Origin of the sequence: Nisaea nitritireducens, from assembly GCF_014904795.1 — a bacterium.
In the GTDB taxonomy this organism is placed as follows: Bacteria; Pseudomonadota; Alphaproteobacteria; order Thalassobaculales; family Thalassobaculaceae; genus Nisaea; species Nisaea nitritireducens.
In genome coordinates, this window is record NZ_JACZFS010000044.1 from 19,240 (window position 1) to 35,108 (window position 15,869).

Annotated in this window: 12 protein-coding genes; 7 read left to right on the forward strand and 5 right to left on the reverse strand. The window is 61.4% G+C overall.

Annotated features, from left to right (window positions below; all coding sequences use genetic code 11):
* Positions 1-16 precede the first annotated feature (16 nt).
* Positions 17-2,923 (forward strand): FAD-binding and (Fe-S)-binding domain-containing protein, encoded by a 2,907-nt coding sequence (locus tag IG629_RS14780; protein WP_193172714.1) that lies wholly within the window; start codon positions 17-19, stop codon positions 2,921-2,923.
* A 22-nt stretch (positions 2,924-2,945) separates the two neighbouring features.
* Positions 2,946-4,115 carry a pyridoxal-phosphate-dependent aminotransferase family protein gene (locus IG629_RS14785; protein WP_193172715.1) on the forward strand — a complete coding sequence of 390 codons (1,170 nt, stop codon included), beginning with the start codon at positions 2,946-2,948 and terminating at the stop codon, positions 4,113-4,115.
* Between the two features lie 10 nt (positions 4,116-4,125).
* On the opposite strand, the gene IG629_RS14790 is transcribed toward IG629_RS14785, so the two are convergent.
* The 4 genes from IG629_RS14790 to IG629_RS14805 form a co-directional block, all read right to left on the reverse strand.
* Entirely contained in the window at positions 4,126-5,559 is a 1,434-nt protein-coding gene (locus IG629_RS14790) for an ABC transporter substrate-binding protein (RefSeq protein WP_193172716.1), read from the reverse strand.
* Positions 5,560-5,641: 82 nt separating this feature from the next.
* Complete coding sequence (locus tag IG629_RS14795; RefSeq protein WP_193172717.1) at positions 5,642-6,967, reverse strand: HlyD family type I secretion periplasmic adaptor subunit; 1,326 nt, start codon at positions 6,965-6,967, stop codon at positions 5,642-5,644.
* Complete coding sequence (locus tag IG629_RS14800; RefSeq protein WP_193172718.1) at positions 6,964-8,151, reverse strand: ATP-binding cassette domain-containing protein; 1,188 nt, start codon at positions 8,149-8,151, stop codon at positions 6,964-6,966. The genes IG629_RS14795 and IG629_RS14800 overlap by 4 nt, the downstream gene beginning before the upstream one ends.
* Before the next feature lie 82 nt (positions 8,152-8,233).
* Positions 8,234-8,998, reverse strand: coding sequence for an aldolase (locus IG629_RS14805; protein ID WP_264299831.1), 765 nt, complete (start codon positions 8,996-8,998; stop codon positions 8,234-8,236).
* Between the two features lie 133 nt (positions 8,999-9,131).
* Here IG629_RS14805 and IG629_RS14810 point away from each other — a divergent pair, with 133 nt between their 5' ends.
* Positions 9,132-10,742: a 5-guanidino-2-oxopentanoate decarboxylase gene (locus IG629_RS14810; protein ID WP_193172720.1), complete on the forward strand. Its 1,611-nt coding sequence runs from the start codon at positions 9,132-9,134 to the stop codon at positions 10,740-10,742.
* 11 nt (positions 10,743-10,753) lie between these two features.
* Here the strand turns inward: IG629_RS14810 and IG629_RS14815 are convergent, their stop codons facing one another.
* Positions 10,754-11,563: an acyl-CoA thioesterase gene (locus IG629_RS14815; RefSeq protein ID WP_193172721.1), complete on the reverse strand. Its 810-nt coding sequence runs from the start codon at positions 11,561-11,563 to the stop codon at positions 10,754-10,756.
* Positions 11,564-11,872: 309 nt separating this feature from the next.
* Between IG629_RS14815 and IG629_RS14820 the strand changes: the two genes are divergently transcribed.
* From IG629_RS14820 to ppk2, 4 genes are all read left to right on the forward strand, one after another.
* Positions 11,873-12,769: a class I SAM-dependent methyltransferase gene (locus IG629_RS14820; protein WP_193172722.1), complete on the forward strand. Its 897-nt coding sequence runs from the start codon at positions 11,873-11,875 to the stop codon at positions 12,767-12,769.
* A gap of 126 nt (positions 12,770-12,895) precedes the next feature.
* The gene (gene ykgO / locus IG629_RS14825) at positions 12,896-13,021 is read left to right on the forward strand and encodes a type B 50S ribosomal protein L36 (protein WP_193172723.1); all 126 of its coding nucleotides are present in this window, start codon (positions 12,896-12,898) and stop codon (positions 13,019-13,021) included.
* 174 nt (positions 13,022-13,195) lie between these two features.
* Positions 13,196-14,683, forward strand: a complete 1,488-nt coding sequence (locus tag IG629_RS14830; RefSeq protein ID WP_193172724.1) for an FAD-linked oxidase C-terminal domain-containing protein — start codon at positions 13,196-13,198, stop codon at positions 14,681-14,683.
* A 77-nt stretch (positions 14,684-14,760) separates the two neighbouring features.
* Positions 14,761-15,855: a polyphosphate kinase 2 gene (ppk2, locus tag IG629_RS14835; protein ID WP_226886747.1), complete on the forward strand. Its 1,095-nt coding sequence runs from the start codon at positions 14,761-14,763 to the stop codon at positions 15,853-15,855.
* The last annotated feature ends 14 nt before the right edge of the window (positions 15,856-15,869 follow it).

The window sequence follows — 15,869 nt, forward strand, 5'->3', positions numbered from 1 at the left end:
TTGTCAGGAGTAAGTGATGGCCGCCGTGTCGCCAAGAGATGGGGATCTGGCAGCGCGTCTTGAGCGCGCGTTGCAGGGAGAGGTGCTTTTCGACCGCTTCTCTCGCGGCCGTTATGCGACCGATGCCTCGATCTATCAGGTCGAGCCGGTCGGCGTCGTCATCCCGAAGAACCAGGCCGACCTGATTGCGGCCATGGAGATCGCGCGGGAGAACGGCGTCTCCCTGCTGCCGCGCGGCGGCGGCACCAGCCAGTGCGGGCAGACGGTGAACGAGTCTCTCGTTCTGGACTGCTCGAAACACCTGAACAAGATCATCGAGATCGATGCCGAGAACATGCGGGCGGTGGTCGAGCCGGGCATCGCGCTCGATCATCTGAACGCGGCCCTGAAGCCTTACGGCCTGTTCTTCCCGGTGGATGTCTCGACCGCCAGCCGGGCGACCATCGGCGGCATGACGGCGAATAATTCCTGCGGCGGCCGGTCCATCCATTACGGCATCATGGTGGACAATGTGCTCTCCATCGATGCGGTTCTGCCGACCGGTGAGCAGCTTCATTTCGGACCGGTGCCGGGCAATCTCGGTGCCATCGAAACAGAGCCGCGCTACCGCGATCTGGTGCAGGAAATGCGCGCTATCGCCGATCGGGAAGGCGGTGAGATTGCCGCGAAATTCCCGAAGCTCATGCGCCGGGTCGGCGGCTACAATATCAACACCATCGACCCCGCAGGGCACAATATGGCGAGCTTGCTGGTCGGCTCGGAAGGAACGCTTGCGGCCTTCCGTCAGGTCGAGCTGAAGCTGCACAGGATTCCGACGCACAAGGTCATGGGGGTCTGCCATTTCCCGACCTTCTACAAGGCGATGGATGCGACCCAGCATATCGTGACGCTGAAGCCGCACGCGGTGGAACTGATCGACCGGAACATGATCGAGCTGGCCCGGGAAATTCCGATCTTCAAGCCGATGATCGAGGAATTCGTGAAGGGTGAGCCGGACTCTGTTCTGGTCGTCGAATTCGCGGGCGAAGACCATGCGGCCTGTGTCGCGCAGTTGCGCCAGCTTGAAGTGCTGATGGCGGATCTTGGCTATCCGGATGCGGTGGTGGATGCGACCGCGCCGGCCTTGCAGGCAACCATCGGCGAAGTCCGGCGTCAGGGCCTTAACATCATGATGTCGATGAAACAGGCGGGAAAGCCGGTCTCCTTCATCGAGGATTGCGCGGTGCCTCTGGAAGATCTGGCCGAGTTTACAGACCGGCTGACCCAGGTGTTCGAAAAACACGGCACACATGGCACCTGGTATGCCCATGCGTCCGTCGGCTGTCTGCATGTTCGACCGGTGCTGAACATGCGGGAAGAAGGCGATGTGAAGCGGATGCGCGCCATCGCCGAGGAAGCCTTCGACATGGTGCGGGAATACAAGGGCTCCCATTCCGGCGAGCATGGCGACGGCATTGTCCGCTCCGAGTTCCACGAGAAGATGTTCGGCAAGCGGCTGGTCGGTGCCTTCGGCGAGGTGAAGCGCGCGTTCGATCCGGAGCGGATGATGAATCCGGGCCGCATTGTCGACCCGCCGAAGATGGACGACCGTTCGCTGTTCCGTTTCAAGCCAGGCTATGCGCCAGCTCCGATCGACACGGCGCTGGACTGGTCCGAGTGGGGCGGCCTCTCCGGTGCGGTGGAGATGTGCAACAACAATGGCGCCTGCCGGAAACGCGACGCCGGTGTGATGTGTCCGAGCTTCCGGGCAACGAAGAATGAAAAAGACCTGACCCGCGGCCGGGCCAACACGCTGCGGCTCGCACTGTCCGGCCAGCTCGGCCCCGAGGCGCTGGTCGCGCCGGAGATGAAAGAGACCATGGATCTCTGCGTCTCCTGCAAGGGCTGTAAACGGGAATGCCCGACCGGCGTCGACATGGCGCGGATGAAGGTCGAGTTCCTGCACCACTATACGAAGAAGCATGGTTTAAAGTTAAAGGATCGTCTCGTTTCCTACCTGCCCCGCTATGCGGAGGCGGCGTCCCGCTTCGGCTATCTGGCGAATGCGCGGGATGTCGTGCCGGGCCTGAAAGGCTTGTCCGAGGCCTTGCTCGGCTTCAGCGCCAAACGCAGCCTTCCGGTCTGGAGTGACGTGCCGTTTTCCGGCAGCGAAGCCGACGATGTCGATCCGGACGAGAATGACGGGCGCGATGTGGTGCTGCTGAACGATACTTTCAGCACCTATTTCGAGCCGGAAAACCTGCGGGCCGCGCTGCGGGTCCTGAAGGCACTCGGCTACCGCGTCCATGTGGTCGATCCGCGTGCCAATGGTGGGCGCCATCTTTGCTGTGGACGAACTTTCCTGGCCTCCGGCCTTGTCGACAAGGCGAAGGAAGAGGCACGGCGCATGATCGCGGCCTATCTGCCCTACGCACGGCGCGGCATTCCCGTCGTCGGGCTGGAGCCGTCCTGCCTGTTCACGCTGCGGGACGAGTTCAAGGCGATGCTGCCGGGCGCGGACACGGACCTGATCGCTGAGCATGCCCTGCTGTTCGAGGAATTCATCGCCCGGGAGCAGAAGGCAGGAAAGATCACTGCCGCCTTCAAGCCGGTTGCCGCAAAGGCGCTGGTGCATGGCCATTGCCATCAGAAGGCCTTCGCCGCCATGGGTGCGGTCGAGACCGCGTTGCGGCTCGTGCCGGGCATGGATGTCGAAGTCATCCAGTCGAGCTGCTGCGGCATGGCCGGCGCGTTCGGCTACGAAGCGAAAAACCTGGAGGTATCCATGGCGATGGCGGAGCGCGATCTGCTGCCTGCCGTGCGCGCCGCTGACGGGGACACAGTGCTCGTCGCCGACGGCACCTCCTGCCGCCATCAGATCAAGGACGGCGCCGCCCGCGAGGCGGTGCATGTCGCAACCATTCTGGACCGCGCGCTGGCGTGATCCTGCACTTAGGAGAAGACCAATGACTTACAAGTCCGGACCCCATTTTCTGCAAATTCCCGGGCCAAGCCACGTCCCTGGCCGGATCTTGCGCGCCATCGGTCAGCCGACGATCGACCATCGCGGCCCGGAATTCCAGGTCCTCGCAAACGAGGTGCTGGCGAAGGTGAAGCCGATCTTCCAGACGGAATGCCCGGTCGTGATCCTGCCGTCCTCTGGCACCGGTGCCTGGGAAGCCGCACTGGTCAACACCATGAATGTCGGCGACAAGGTGCTGATGTTTGAGACCGGTCAGTTCTCCTCGCTCTGGGCAGAACTCGCGACGCGGCTTGGCCTGAACCCGGAAGTGATCTCCGGCGATTGGCGCCATGGTGTCGACGCGGCGGCCATCGAGGCACGGCTGCTTGAAGACAAGGGGCATGAGATCAAGGCGGTCTGTGTTGTCCATAACGAGACCTCGACCGGTGTGACGTCGAAGATCCAGAAGGTGCGCAAGGCCATCGACGCGGCGAACCATCCGGCACTGTTCATGGTGGACAGCATTTCCGGTCTCGGCTCCGCCGAATACAAGCATGACGAATGGGGCGTGGATGTCACCGTCAGCGGCTCCCAGAAGGGGTTGATGCTGCCGCCGGGCCTCGGCTTCAACGCGGTTGGTCCGAAGGCCCTGAAGGCGAGCGAGAATGCCCGCATCAACCGGTCCTACTGGGACTGGAAAAGCCAGATCGGCATGAATAAGGACGGCTGGTTTCCCTATACTCCGGCAACCAATCTGCTCTACGGCCTGAACGAGGCTTGCGACATGATGATGGAAGAGGGGCTGGAGAATGTCTTCTCCCGGCACGAGCGCTTCGCCGAGGCGACCCGCCGCGCTGTCCGGGCCTGGGGCCTTGAAGTGCTCTGTCAGTCGGCCGACGAATACAGCCCCGTCCTGACCGCCGTCGTCATGCCTGACGGCCACAATGCGGATACCTACCGGGCAACCGTGCTCGACAAGTTCGACATGTCTCTCGGCTCAGGTCTGGGCAAGGTGGCGGGAAAAGTCTTCCGCATCGGTCATCTCGGTTACTTCAACGACCTGATGCTGATGGGCACTTTGTCCGGCGTCGAGATGGGCTTCGCGGTCGCCGGTGTTCCGCACAAGAAGGGCGGCGCCCAGGCAGCAATGGAGTATCTGACCGGCAACGCCTGACCGTTTGAACTCAGGGCAGGGTCGTTACATCGAGAACACCGTCGGCGCGCATCCGCCAGTCCGGATGATCGCCGGCGACCGCCGCCGTGAAACGATGATGGTATAGCGGAAGCCACGGCGGATCCTGCCGGAGAGCCATGTAGCTCTGCCGGTGGATGTCTTCGCGTGCGTCTGGATCAACTGTACGGCGGGAGCGGTCGAGCAGTGCCTCCACCGCATCGTTCCGGTAGCCTTCCCACCAGGAACCGCGGACCCGGCTGTCGATCTTTTCGTACAGCACGCGGAACGTGCTCATCGGACTGGAATCGAAGACGCACATGTCGTGGATTTTCTTGTCCCGGATCTGCTCCGCATAGGCCACGCGATCCTCTACCGTGTGAACAATGAGTGAAACATCGATCTGCGCCAACTGACGGGCGAGGGCATTGGTCAGGGACTGCGCTTCGTCCGGCAGTCTGGTCGGGCAGTCGACACCCAGCACAAGGCCGTCGCCATAACCGGCCTCGGCGAGCAGGGCCCGAGCTGCCTCTGGGTCGGGTATTGTGTCTGCCGGCTCCGGCGCGGCGCCGATATGGGCACTGCTGACGAAACCGCCCAGCGGTGTTCCGGCGCCGTCGAGTACATTGGCGATCAGCGCTTGCCTGTCGACAGCGAGCGTGATCGCGCGCCGGACACGGGGATCGCTGAATGGCCCCGATGCGGCGTTCAGCAAGTAGATGATCGCTGTCGGGTCGAAGTAATCGTGCTGCGTGATGCCGTCGCCAAGCTGCTCGGCGTCTGCCGGCGACAGACGGGTTGCCACCTGCGCCCGTCCAGCCACGATCGCTTCCGCCCGCGCTTCTGACAGAGGCACACAATGCCAGATCAATTGTTCTTGCGGCCGGGCACCGCCCCACCAATGGGGATTGGCTGTCATGCGAACCTCCCGACCGGGCTCGGCGCCTTCGAATTGAAAAGCTCCGCTGCCGACAGGGTGCTGCATAAAGTCTTGGCGGTCGGCGAGATGGGGCGGCAGGGCATAGCCGGAAACCAGAATATCGAGCAGATCCGCAGTCGGCTCTGCCGTCTCTATCGTCAGGGTCAGAGGATCGGGAGCAGTGATACGGGCGCCGCAGAGATACTGACCCCAGACAGCCGGTGCGCCGAGGGTGGCGCCGATGTCAGGCCGTTGCATGCGTTCGATCGAGTACTTCATCGCCTCTGCATCCAGGGGACTGCCGTCGTGAAAGCGCAGCCCCGGCCGGAGCCGGAAAGTCCAGCGGCAGGCATCTTCAGTCAATGTCCAGCTCTCCGCCAGAGCGGGCACGAACCGTCCGTCTGGGCCACGCCGGACAAGCGCGTCGAACAAGGCCTCCAGCAAGGCGAGAGTGTCCGAGTTATCGGTGCAGTCCTGCGGATCCACGAGCTCGATACGTGATTGCAGTATCGTTACGGTCGGCGTCATTGTTTTCTCCCTCGGCGAAGAGCATATCGCGCAGGGAAAGCGGATTTAAAGTGTGAGCGGTTCGAGCGATGAAATGCGTGGCTCAGCGTTCCCGAAATCCGCGGAACAGGAGTTGGGAAATCGGGCCCAGAATATAGTCGGTGGCGGTACGGGCTTCAGTGAGAAGTGCGATGTCCGCCGCCATCCCGACTTTGAGGGCGGATACGGCAGCGGATTGACCGCTGCCGACATCGAGCCGCAGCCTCGCCTCGTAGAAAGGCTGGCCGGTTTTCGCATCTTCCAACAGATCCGCTGAAATCCGAACGACCCGCGCATGCAGAGGCGGTCGGTCTCTCCAACGGTAGGCTCTGATACGGATTTCGGCGAGCTGTCCGCGATAGACCGCGTCGATATCTGCAGCGCGGATGCGGGCGTCGACAACCAGCTCATCCTGCCGCGGGACGATGCTCAGGATCGCTTCTCCCGGCTGAACCACACCGCCGATCGTATGGAAGGCGAGATCGACAATCTCGCCTGATGCGGGGGCGCGAATTTCCGTGTTGCGGAGCCGGTCACGGGCGCTTTTCAACTTCTGGCGTAACGTTGCGATCTCATTAGAGGTCCGGGTCAGGGATTCGGCGAGTTCCGTCTGGCTCTGGCTTCGGAAGGCCAGCAGGTTGAGCCTGGCCGCCGCCAGATTCTCCTCTGCCTGGGCGATCTTGCTCCGGAGTGTGTTCCGCTCGCCAAGTAGGGCTTCGCGGGCGCGCTTCAGGGCGAGTAGACGAGGTTTGCGCTCCAGTCCCTTGCTCAGCAATGTGGAAACATCCGCAGCTTCCTCCTCGATCATCGGGAGCTGCCTGTTCGTGGATTGAACTTGCGCCTCAAGGGAGCGAACCTCTTCCTCTATTTCTGCAATCCGGCGGGCCAGCACCAGCTCCTTGCCTTTCTGTTCCTCTCGTGCGGCGGAGAACAATGTTTGCTCGATTTCCATCACCCGTTGGGCATCCGGGTCGGTTGCGTTCTCGGTCAGAGCTGCCGGCCAATCCGGCTCGTCCGCGCCGCGCAGGGCCGCCGACAGCCGCGCCTCGCGGCCGCGCGCCTGCATCAGCTGGTTGCGTGTTATGTCATGCTCGGCCCAGGCCTCTGCCGGATCGAAGCGGAGCAGTGGTTGCCCGACGGTAACGCTGTCTCCTTCCGAAATCAGAAGCCGCAATATCCGTCCGCCGTCCCGGCTCTGAACCGTTTTTTTGTAGGATTGAACGAGCACGCGGCCTTCGGCCAGCACGGCAGCATTGATTGGAACGAGCCAGCTCCAGAGCATTGCTCCGATAACGAAGAGTGAAACCGCGGAGAGGGCAGCCAGGACAATGAAACCGATGCGGGGACCGGCGTCGAACTTTCCGGTTCGACAATCTGTGAGCGTGCTCATGATGGGGCCGGCTCGGGCAGCGGAGGAGCAAGGTCGGCAGCGGGGGGCGGAGCCGGGACGGCGATTTTCGCGATGGCTCCATTATCGAGCAGGATTACCCGGTCCGCACTGCGCAGCATCTCCTGGCGATGACTGGTTACAATGATCATCCGGCCCCTCTCCTTCAGCCATTTGAGTGTGGTAATCAGAGTATTGAGGGCGCGTCCGTCCAGATTGCTGTCCGGCTCGTCCAGCAGGATCAGTGCGGGATCGCCATAAAAGGCGCGGGCAATGCCAATCTGTTGCCTCTGCCCGCCCGTAAGTTTGTCGAGTGTGCTGTCATAGCCGTTTGGTAATCTGCCGATCACATGGTGGATACCGGCAAGCTTTGCGGCCTTGACCGTGGCGTACGGATCGCCCTCCGACATCCGGGAAATAGTCGTGCGGACCGACTCGCCGAAAAGCTGGATCGATTGGGGCAGATAGCCGACATGGTGACCGAAATCGTCCCGACTCCAGCTATGGGTATCGTGGCCGTCGAGCGTGACGAAGCCGGCGGTCGGCTGCCAGAGGCCTGTCATGAGCTGAAGGAGCGTGGTTTTTCCAGACGCCGCAGCGCCTGCGATACAGACGAACTCTCCGCTGCCGACATCGAAAGAGACGCCTTTCACGGTCGGCCGCGATGCACCTGGAGGCACAAAAGAGACGTTGTCGAGGCTCAGCCTGGTGCACGGACGGGGTTGGGGCATCAAAGAGCGCTGCAGTCGGGCGGGGTCACCAAGCGTCGCCGCAATGCGCTGGATCGCGTGCGCCGCCGCATTCCAATGCCGCCAGCGGTCGAGAAGTTGCTCAAGCGGCGAGAGAGCACGCGCAAGGATGATGGAGCTCGCGAGCAGCGTGCCGAAATTGGCGGCCTGTTCCAGAACCAGCAGGGTACCGCCGCCAAACACGGCCAGTTGTACCGAGAGACGAAAGCCTCTCGCCGTGCTCAGAATGATGGCCTGACGTTGCGCCCCGCGCATATTCGCGGCGATCATTGCCGCGTTTTGAACGCGCCATCTGCGGGCGACGTTGCCGAGCATCCCCATGGCATCGATGACTTCGCCGCAGCGCAGGGCATCGCCGATCTCGCGATAGGCGGCCTCCGCACATTCGCTGCTTTGCCGGGCTGGCGCTCTGGTCAGAAGATCATTTGCCGCGGCCATGACAAGAAGAATGAATCCCGCGCCGAGACCAAGCCATCCAAAAGTTTATTCAGTTGGTGTTTTGATTTCAGACTTTGTCATCTTAATTCAGAAAATCGGGCTCTTCCTTTTCCAGCATCCGGCGCAGCGCCTTGAAATGACGGTCGGCAACGCGGGCGTTTTCAGTTGAGGCTTGCTGGCGTGTATGGGAGCGGACCCGCTCCGAGATGGTGCGCATTTTCTGACCGGTGGATTTCGCCAGGACCTGCACCTTCGCGGCACGCTCCAGGTAATAAAGATCGTTGAACGTGTCCTGCACCGTGGGGCCGGTGGTGATGACGCCATGGCAGGCGAGGAACAGCACGGCGTTATTGCCGATCTTGCTGGCCATCCGTGCGCCTTCATCCTCGTCCAGCGCCAAGCCTTCATATTCGTCGTCATAGGCAATGCGGCCGTCGAACATCAGTGCGTTCTGCTCGCACATCTCCAGCCGTCCGCCTTCCAGCAGGGTGAGGGCGGTGGCATAGGGCATGTGCGTGTGCATGATGCAGACGGCGCTCGGCACGTTCTTGTGCATCTGGCTGTGAATGAAGAAGGCGGTGTCCTCGACCGTCTCCGACCCTTCCAGAACTTTGCCGTCACCGTCGCAGAGCACCATCGAAGAGGCGGTGACTTCCGACCAGTGCCAGCCGAATGGGTTGATCAGGAACCGGTTGCCGCGCATCACCCCGTCATCGTCGGGCAGGGCCAGCGAGAAGTGATTGTCGACACCTTCATTGAGGCCCATGCGGGCGGACCAGCGCAGTGAGCAGGCGAGATCGATGCGGGCTTGCTGAATGTCTGTGGTCATGGCGGGGTCTCTCTCCAAGGTGGGCTTATCGACGCGTAAGAATTTGTTGTTTTGCCGACGATAGACCGGGCGTTAGGGTCCCGTGAAGTGCCAAGCGGCGCACGGTACCGGCCCGGGCCGGCGTCAATTATCAGAAAGTAACGGGGGCGGAATGGCCGAGAAAAGCTGCGCCGATGCAATTGTCGGACTGATGGAAAGCTACGGGATCGACACGATCTTCGGGATTCCGGGCGTGCATACCGTGGCTTTTTACCGGGCGCTGGTCTCGAGCGGTCTGCGCCACGTGACGCCGCGGCATGAGCAAGGTGCGGCGCTGATGGCTTACGGGTATGGCCTGGCGACCGGCCGTCCGGCCGCCTGTTCCGTCATCACCGGGCCGGGGCTGCTCAATGCCGCGACCGGCATCGGCCAAGCCTATTCGGATTCCGTGCCGATGCTGGTCGTCGCCGCGGCGAACAAGAGCAACGAGCTGGGCATGGGGCAGGGCTTCCTGCATGAAATGCCGAACCAGCATGACGCGGCGCGGACCGTTACTGCGTTCAACCACCCGCTGCGCGCTCCGGAAAACCTGCCGGAAGTGTTTGCGCAGACATTTTCCCAGTTCGATAGCGGGCGTCCCCGCCCCGTCGGGCTGGAGGTGCCGCGCGATCTGTTCGACCAGTATGCCGAAATTGATGCCAACGCATGGCCAAGGACGCCGAAGCCCGGGCCGGAAGCCGGAGCTGTAGCCAAGGCTGCGGCACTCCTGTCCGGGGCCGAAAGGCCGGTGCTGCTGCTCGGCGGCGGCGCGAAATGGGCCGGGGCGGAAGCGCTTGCTCTGGCGGAACGGCTTGGCGCGCTGGTCGTGACGACGACGGCGGCCAAGGGGACGATCCCTGAAATCCATCCCCTCAGCGCCGGGGCGACCCTTGAGCTGGCGCCGACCCAGCGGGCTCTCGCGGAGGCTGACATCGTGCTTGCGGTGGGCTCAGAGTTGGCGGAAACCAGTTTCTGGACGAGTGCTTCGGACATTCGGCTTGGTTCCCGTCTGGTCCGCGTGGATATCGACCCGGCACAGCTCGTGCGGGGCTTCCGGCCCGATCTTGCGATTCTGGGGGACGCCGCGCTGACCATGGCAGCACTGAAGGAGCAGCTTGGCGGCACGCCTGCCTCCGGCGGTGCGGAGCGCGCGGCGCTTCTCTGGGAAGAGAACCGTGCGGTGCATGAGGTGCCCGAGACGATGAACCGCTGCCGCATGCTCGATATGCTGGCCGAATATCTGCCGGAGAATTGCTTCATTTCTCTCGATTCGACTCAGGTTGCCTATACCGGCGCCTCTTACTTCCGGGTCGACCATCCCAATGGGTGGCATTTCCCGAACGGCTTCGGAACCCTTGGCACCGGTGTGCCGACGGCGATTGGCGCGAAATTAGGTGCGCCGGAACGTCCTGCCATGGCGATGGCAGGTGATGGCGGGCTGTTGTTCACGGCGGAGGAGCTGATCGTTGCGGCGGAGCTGCGCATGCCGCTGCCGGTGGTAGTCTGGAACAATGGCGGTTATGGCGAAATCCGGGATCACATGATCGATGCGGGTGTACAGCCGCTCGGCACGGACCTGCTGGTGCCGGACTTCTCCGCACTCGCTGCGGCTTATCACTGCGGTTATGCCCGGCCCGAAAGTGCGGAAGGCTTCGGCAATGCACTCACCGAAGCCTTCACGGCAACGGGCCCGACCCTGATCGAACTCAGGTCGGACGCCGCTTTTCTCAATGGGCCGGTCTGAACGGTTGAGGCCTAGCCGCCAAGCAGTGCCTTGGCCTTCTCGAGGATCGGCTCCGGCAGCCGCGCCGGCTTGCGCGCGTCGAGATCTAGATGAACCCCAAACTGGCTGAGTTCAGCCAACCGGGTGTTTTTCGTCGTGTCCATCAGCCGATGCACCATCCGAATCGAGGAGGAGCCGACATGGGCGACTGTGCTGTCGATATGCACGAGGTCGCCGCTATCCGGCCAATGATCCATCTCGATCTGGAATTCGAAGGTCGAGAATCCACGCCGGTTGTCGCGCATGTAGGCCGGAGTCATGCCGACGGTGGCGAGGGCGTGAAAACCGGAGCCGGAGAACTGGTGGATCAGTCCGCCGAGGCCGAGCTTGCCTGTCCAGTCGAGATCGCTTGGCCGCACCACATCCATTCCGGCGCGAACCCATTTGGCTGACGCGGCTGCCGGCGCCCGCTCTTCCTTCGGCGGTCCGTCCCACTCTACCGCGGAGCCGGTTAGTGCGGCACCGTCCAGCGTCTGCTCCATGGTGGTGCAGAGCTTGCCTGTCTCCGAATTGAAGAGCTTGTGGGCTATCACAGGGCGCAGCCCGGTCTCGATCAGACCGGTTTCGATGTGGAACAGGTCGCCTTTTCGAAGCTCGGCATGATAGCGCGTGTAGCAGTCCGTCGTGCGGGCCTGCCTCGGATCGACGCCGTGGTCGCGCAGGAAGCGCCAGCCGGCCGCTTCAAATTTCTCGTAGTAAAATGCGACGGTAAAATGTTCGACGACATCGCATTCCCAGGCTTTGACGTCGCCCCGAAATGTTTCGGAGAATCCAGAACTCATATTCACTATCCAGCTTTGCAGAAACGGGATGAGACTATAGGCCATTCTGCTTGAGGATCGTCAATTCCCCAATTTTCGCGGTCTTATGTTTCTATTACTTGAAAAAGTCGGGGAATCGCGCGATACGCCAAAGTCTTTCATGAATGGCGCCTCAGGATTTTTCGCAGGAAAGCAAAGGTGGATTGAATTGAAGTTCAGCGATAAATTCATAAAGTGTTAAAATATTCATGGTTAACATAAAATTGTATCTGTATTTGCGTGAAGTCTTTGGGGGATAGTTTGGCGGGCGACTGGCGACAGGGCAAAGTGGTGAAGCGTGCAAAGCGCTTCTGGTACGCTTTTTTGCGCACCCTCTCTGTCGACGAGACAAAGCTCGATATCGATTTCGAGATCGAGGATGAGGAGCCCGAGGAGGAAGAAGTCCTCGGCCCGTGGCATCCGAAAACAATCGAAATGATCGAGGCTATCTGGGGCAAGGGCTTCAACATGCCGGGTGGTGCACAGCACGCGCTGACCCTGGCCAAGCCGTTCGCTCTAGACAACCAGATGAACCTGCTCGACCTGACCAGCGGCATGGGTGGCGGAACGATCGCGGTGGTCAGTCAGTTTGGCTGCTATGCGACGCTGCTCGAGAACGTGCCGGAGCTGACCGAGATCTCCAAGCGCAATATCGACATGTCGCAGACCCGCTCGAAGGTCAAATTGCAGGAGTACGATCCGGCCAAGATCACGCTCAAGGCAAACAGTTTCGACTGTATCCTGACCAGAGAGTTTCTGTTCAGGACCGAGGACAAGACCCGGATGTTGCGTACCGTTAAGCGGGCGCTCCGCATGTATGGGCAATTGTCGCTCACCGATTTCGTGCTTCCGCCGGGCAAAGAGCCGTCCGCTGCCGTCCAGAAATGGATCAAGAACGATCCTTTTCCGATTCACCTCTGGTCGATGGATCGCTACGACGCGGAAATGGCTGCGCTGGAAATGGATGTCCGCGTGTCAGAGAATATCAGCAAAGACTATCATGGCTATATGACCCGCGCCTTCCAGAGCTTCATCGACCGGTATCAGGAAGGCAAGATCAGCGCCACTCCTCGGCAACTTGAGATTTTGATGGGGGAAGTCGAGCGCTGGGCACGGCTGGCGGCACTGCTTGAGGCGGGCGAGATCCGGCTGCACCGTTATTTCGCTCTGAAGCCCGTAAAGGCCTGATCGGGGAAACATTTCCGCAAGGGCGTTTTTCGGGGATCAGGCGTTGACAACCCCCATCCTCCACCATATGTTCCGCGCTTCTCGAAGGCAGCTAGCCTTCCCGACGGAATTATTTGGACTCGTGTCATGAAAATCGCGAATTCGATCAAGACGCTGAAGAAGCGGGACCGTAATTGTCGCGTCGTTCGCCGCAAAGGCCGGACCTACGTGATCAATAAGCAGAATCCGCGCTTCAAGGCACGTCAGGGCTAATAGCCCCGGCCTGATCCGATCAAGGCGGCCGTCCGTAAGGATCGCCGCCTTTTTCATGTCTGAAAAAGTAATTCCGTATCGTGGGATGGGATCTTTCCATACGGAATGATGGCGTCAGATTGCCCCCCGTGATCGACAGTCCTATTGTGGGCTGAAAAATAACGGGAGAGCGATATGCAGATGCCGGAACCGGACCAGTCCGTTATCGGCCGCCGTGAGGAAATCGCGGCCGCGCTTCGGGCTATCGTCCCTGGTGAGGGGGTGATCACCGAGACGGACTCGATGCGCGTCTATGAGACCGACGGCCTCTCCGCCTATCGCCAGTTGCCGATGATCGTCGTGCTGCCGGAAACCACGCAGCAGGTGGCGGATATTTTGCGCTATTGCAAGGAAGCGGGTGTGAAGGTCGTGCCTCGCGGTGCGGGGACAGGCCTGTCCGGCGGCGCCCTGCCGCTGGCCGATGGCGTTCTCCTCGGTCTCGGCAAGTTCAACCGGATTCTCGAGATCGACTTCGACAACCGCGCGGTTGTGACCCAGCCGGGTGTGACCAACCTTGGCATCACCCATGCGGTGCAGGATGACGGTTTCTACTACGCGCCGGACCCGTCCAGCCAGATCGCCTGTTCGATCGGTGGCAATATCGCGGAGAATTCCGGCGGTGTGCACAGCCTGAAATACGGCCTGACTACCAATAATGTGCTCGGCGTTGAGTTCGTCACCATCGATGGCGAGATCCTGCGCTTCGGCGGCAAGCATCTGGAAGCGGACGGGTACGATTTCCTCGGCCTGATCACCGGCTCCGAAGGCCTCCTCGGCGTGGTGACGGAAATCACCGTGCGGGTCTTGCGCAAGCCATCGACGGCGCGCGCCGTGCTGGTCGGCTTCCCGACACCGGAAGAAGCGGGCGCCTGCGTCGCGGCGGTGATCGGTGCCGGGATCATTCCAGGCGGCATGGAGATGATGGACAATCCGGCGATCAACGCGGCGGAGGATTTCGTTCACGCCGGCTACCCGCGCGATGTCGGCGCGCTTCTGATCGTGGAGCTCGACGGGCCCGAGGTCGAGGTCGATTACCTGATCGGCCGGGTGCGGGAGATCGCCGAGGCAAACGGCGCCAGCGAGGTCCGGATCAGCGAGAGCGAGGAAGAGCGAAACACCTTCTGGGCCGGACGCAAGGCCGCGTTCCCGGCGGTCGGGAGGATTTCGCCCGACTATATCTGTATGGACGGCACGATACCGCGCAAGCAGCTCCCGGAGATTCTGACCCGGATGAGCGCGATGTCGAAGAAGCACAATCTCCGGGTCGCCAATGTTTTCCATGCCGGTGACGGCAACCTGCACCCGCTGATCCTGTTCGATGCCAACAAGGAAGGCGAGCTGGAGCGGGCCGAGGCGTTTGGCGCCGACATCCTGACTGCTTGCGTTGAACTCGGCGGTGTGCTGACCGGCGAGCACGGGGTCGGTATCGAGAAGCGCGATCTGATGGGCGAGATGTTTACGGAGGTCGACCTCAACCAGCAGCAGCGGGTCAAATGCGCGTTCGATCCGGATGGCTTGCTGAACCCTGGCAAGGTCTTCCCGCAACTGCATCGCTGCGCCGAGCTTGGCCGGATGCACGTGAGCGGCGGACAGCTGCCGTTTCCTGACATTCCGCGATTTTGATGTCGATCAATGAAGGCGCATGATTTCGGGCGTCAGATGGTTGATCGGGTGGGACCGGCCGACCAGGGAGAATCGATATGACAGACATGACGAAACCTGCCGCAGCCAAGCGGCCGACAAGGGTTGCAGCCAAAAGCACGGCCGCCAAGAGCACTGCGGCCAAGAGTAAAGCTGCACCAGCGCCTGCCGTGGACGCGGTATCTGATAAAGCGGTGCTTGATGAAGCTGCCCATAATGAAGCTGCTCATGCCGCTGCCGGAAAAGCGCTCCATCACCTGTCCGAAATGCGGCATAACCCGGAAGAGATCCACCGCATCTTCGAGACAGGGGAATACCCTTATCATGAGAAGATCAAACGGGCCGTCTACGAGCGTCAGAAAGCCAATCTGCAGGCCGAACTGCTGAAGGCTCAGCGCTGGATACAGGATACTGGCCAAAAGGTCGTTATCCTGTTCGAGGGACGGGACGCTGCCGGTAAGGGCGGAACGATCAAGCGGTTCATGGAGCATCTGAACCCGCGCGGTGCCCACGTCGTCGCACTCGACAAGCCAACCGAGCGGGAAAAGAGCCAATGGTTCTTTCAGCGCTATATCGAGCATCTGCCGACGGCTGGCGAGTTGGTTATGTTCGATCGCTCCTGGTACAACCGCGCCGGTGTCGAACGTGTGATGGGGTTTTGTTCGCCCTCGGATTATCTCGAATTCATGCGTCAGACGCCGGTGCTGGAGCAGATGCTGACCCGCTCCGGCATCCGCCTCTACAAATACTGGTTCTCTGTCACCCAGGACGAACAGAAACGGCGCTTCAAGGCGAGGAAGACCGATCCGCTGAAGCAGTGGAAGCTTTCCCCTATCGACATGGCGTCGCTCGACAAATGGTCCGATTACACCGAGGCCAAGGAGGCGATGTTCTTCTATACGGACACGGCCGATGCTCCGTGGACCATCGTCAAGTCGGACGACAAGAAACGGGCGCGGCTGGCCTGCATGCAGCATTTTCTGTCCAGCCTGCCTTACGACAACAAGGACCGGCGGATCGTGCGCGGGCCCGACCCGCTGATCGTCGGCTCAAGCGCGCATGTCGTCGGCGACGATCATCACATTCTCGGAAAATCGCTGCACCCGGAACAGCAGCGCAGCCGGGGCAATGGCGCAACAGGCAAAACGGAATAGCGGCGGCAGGCCGC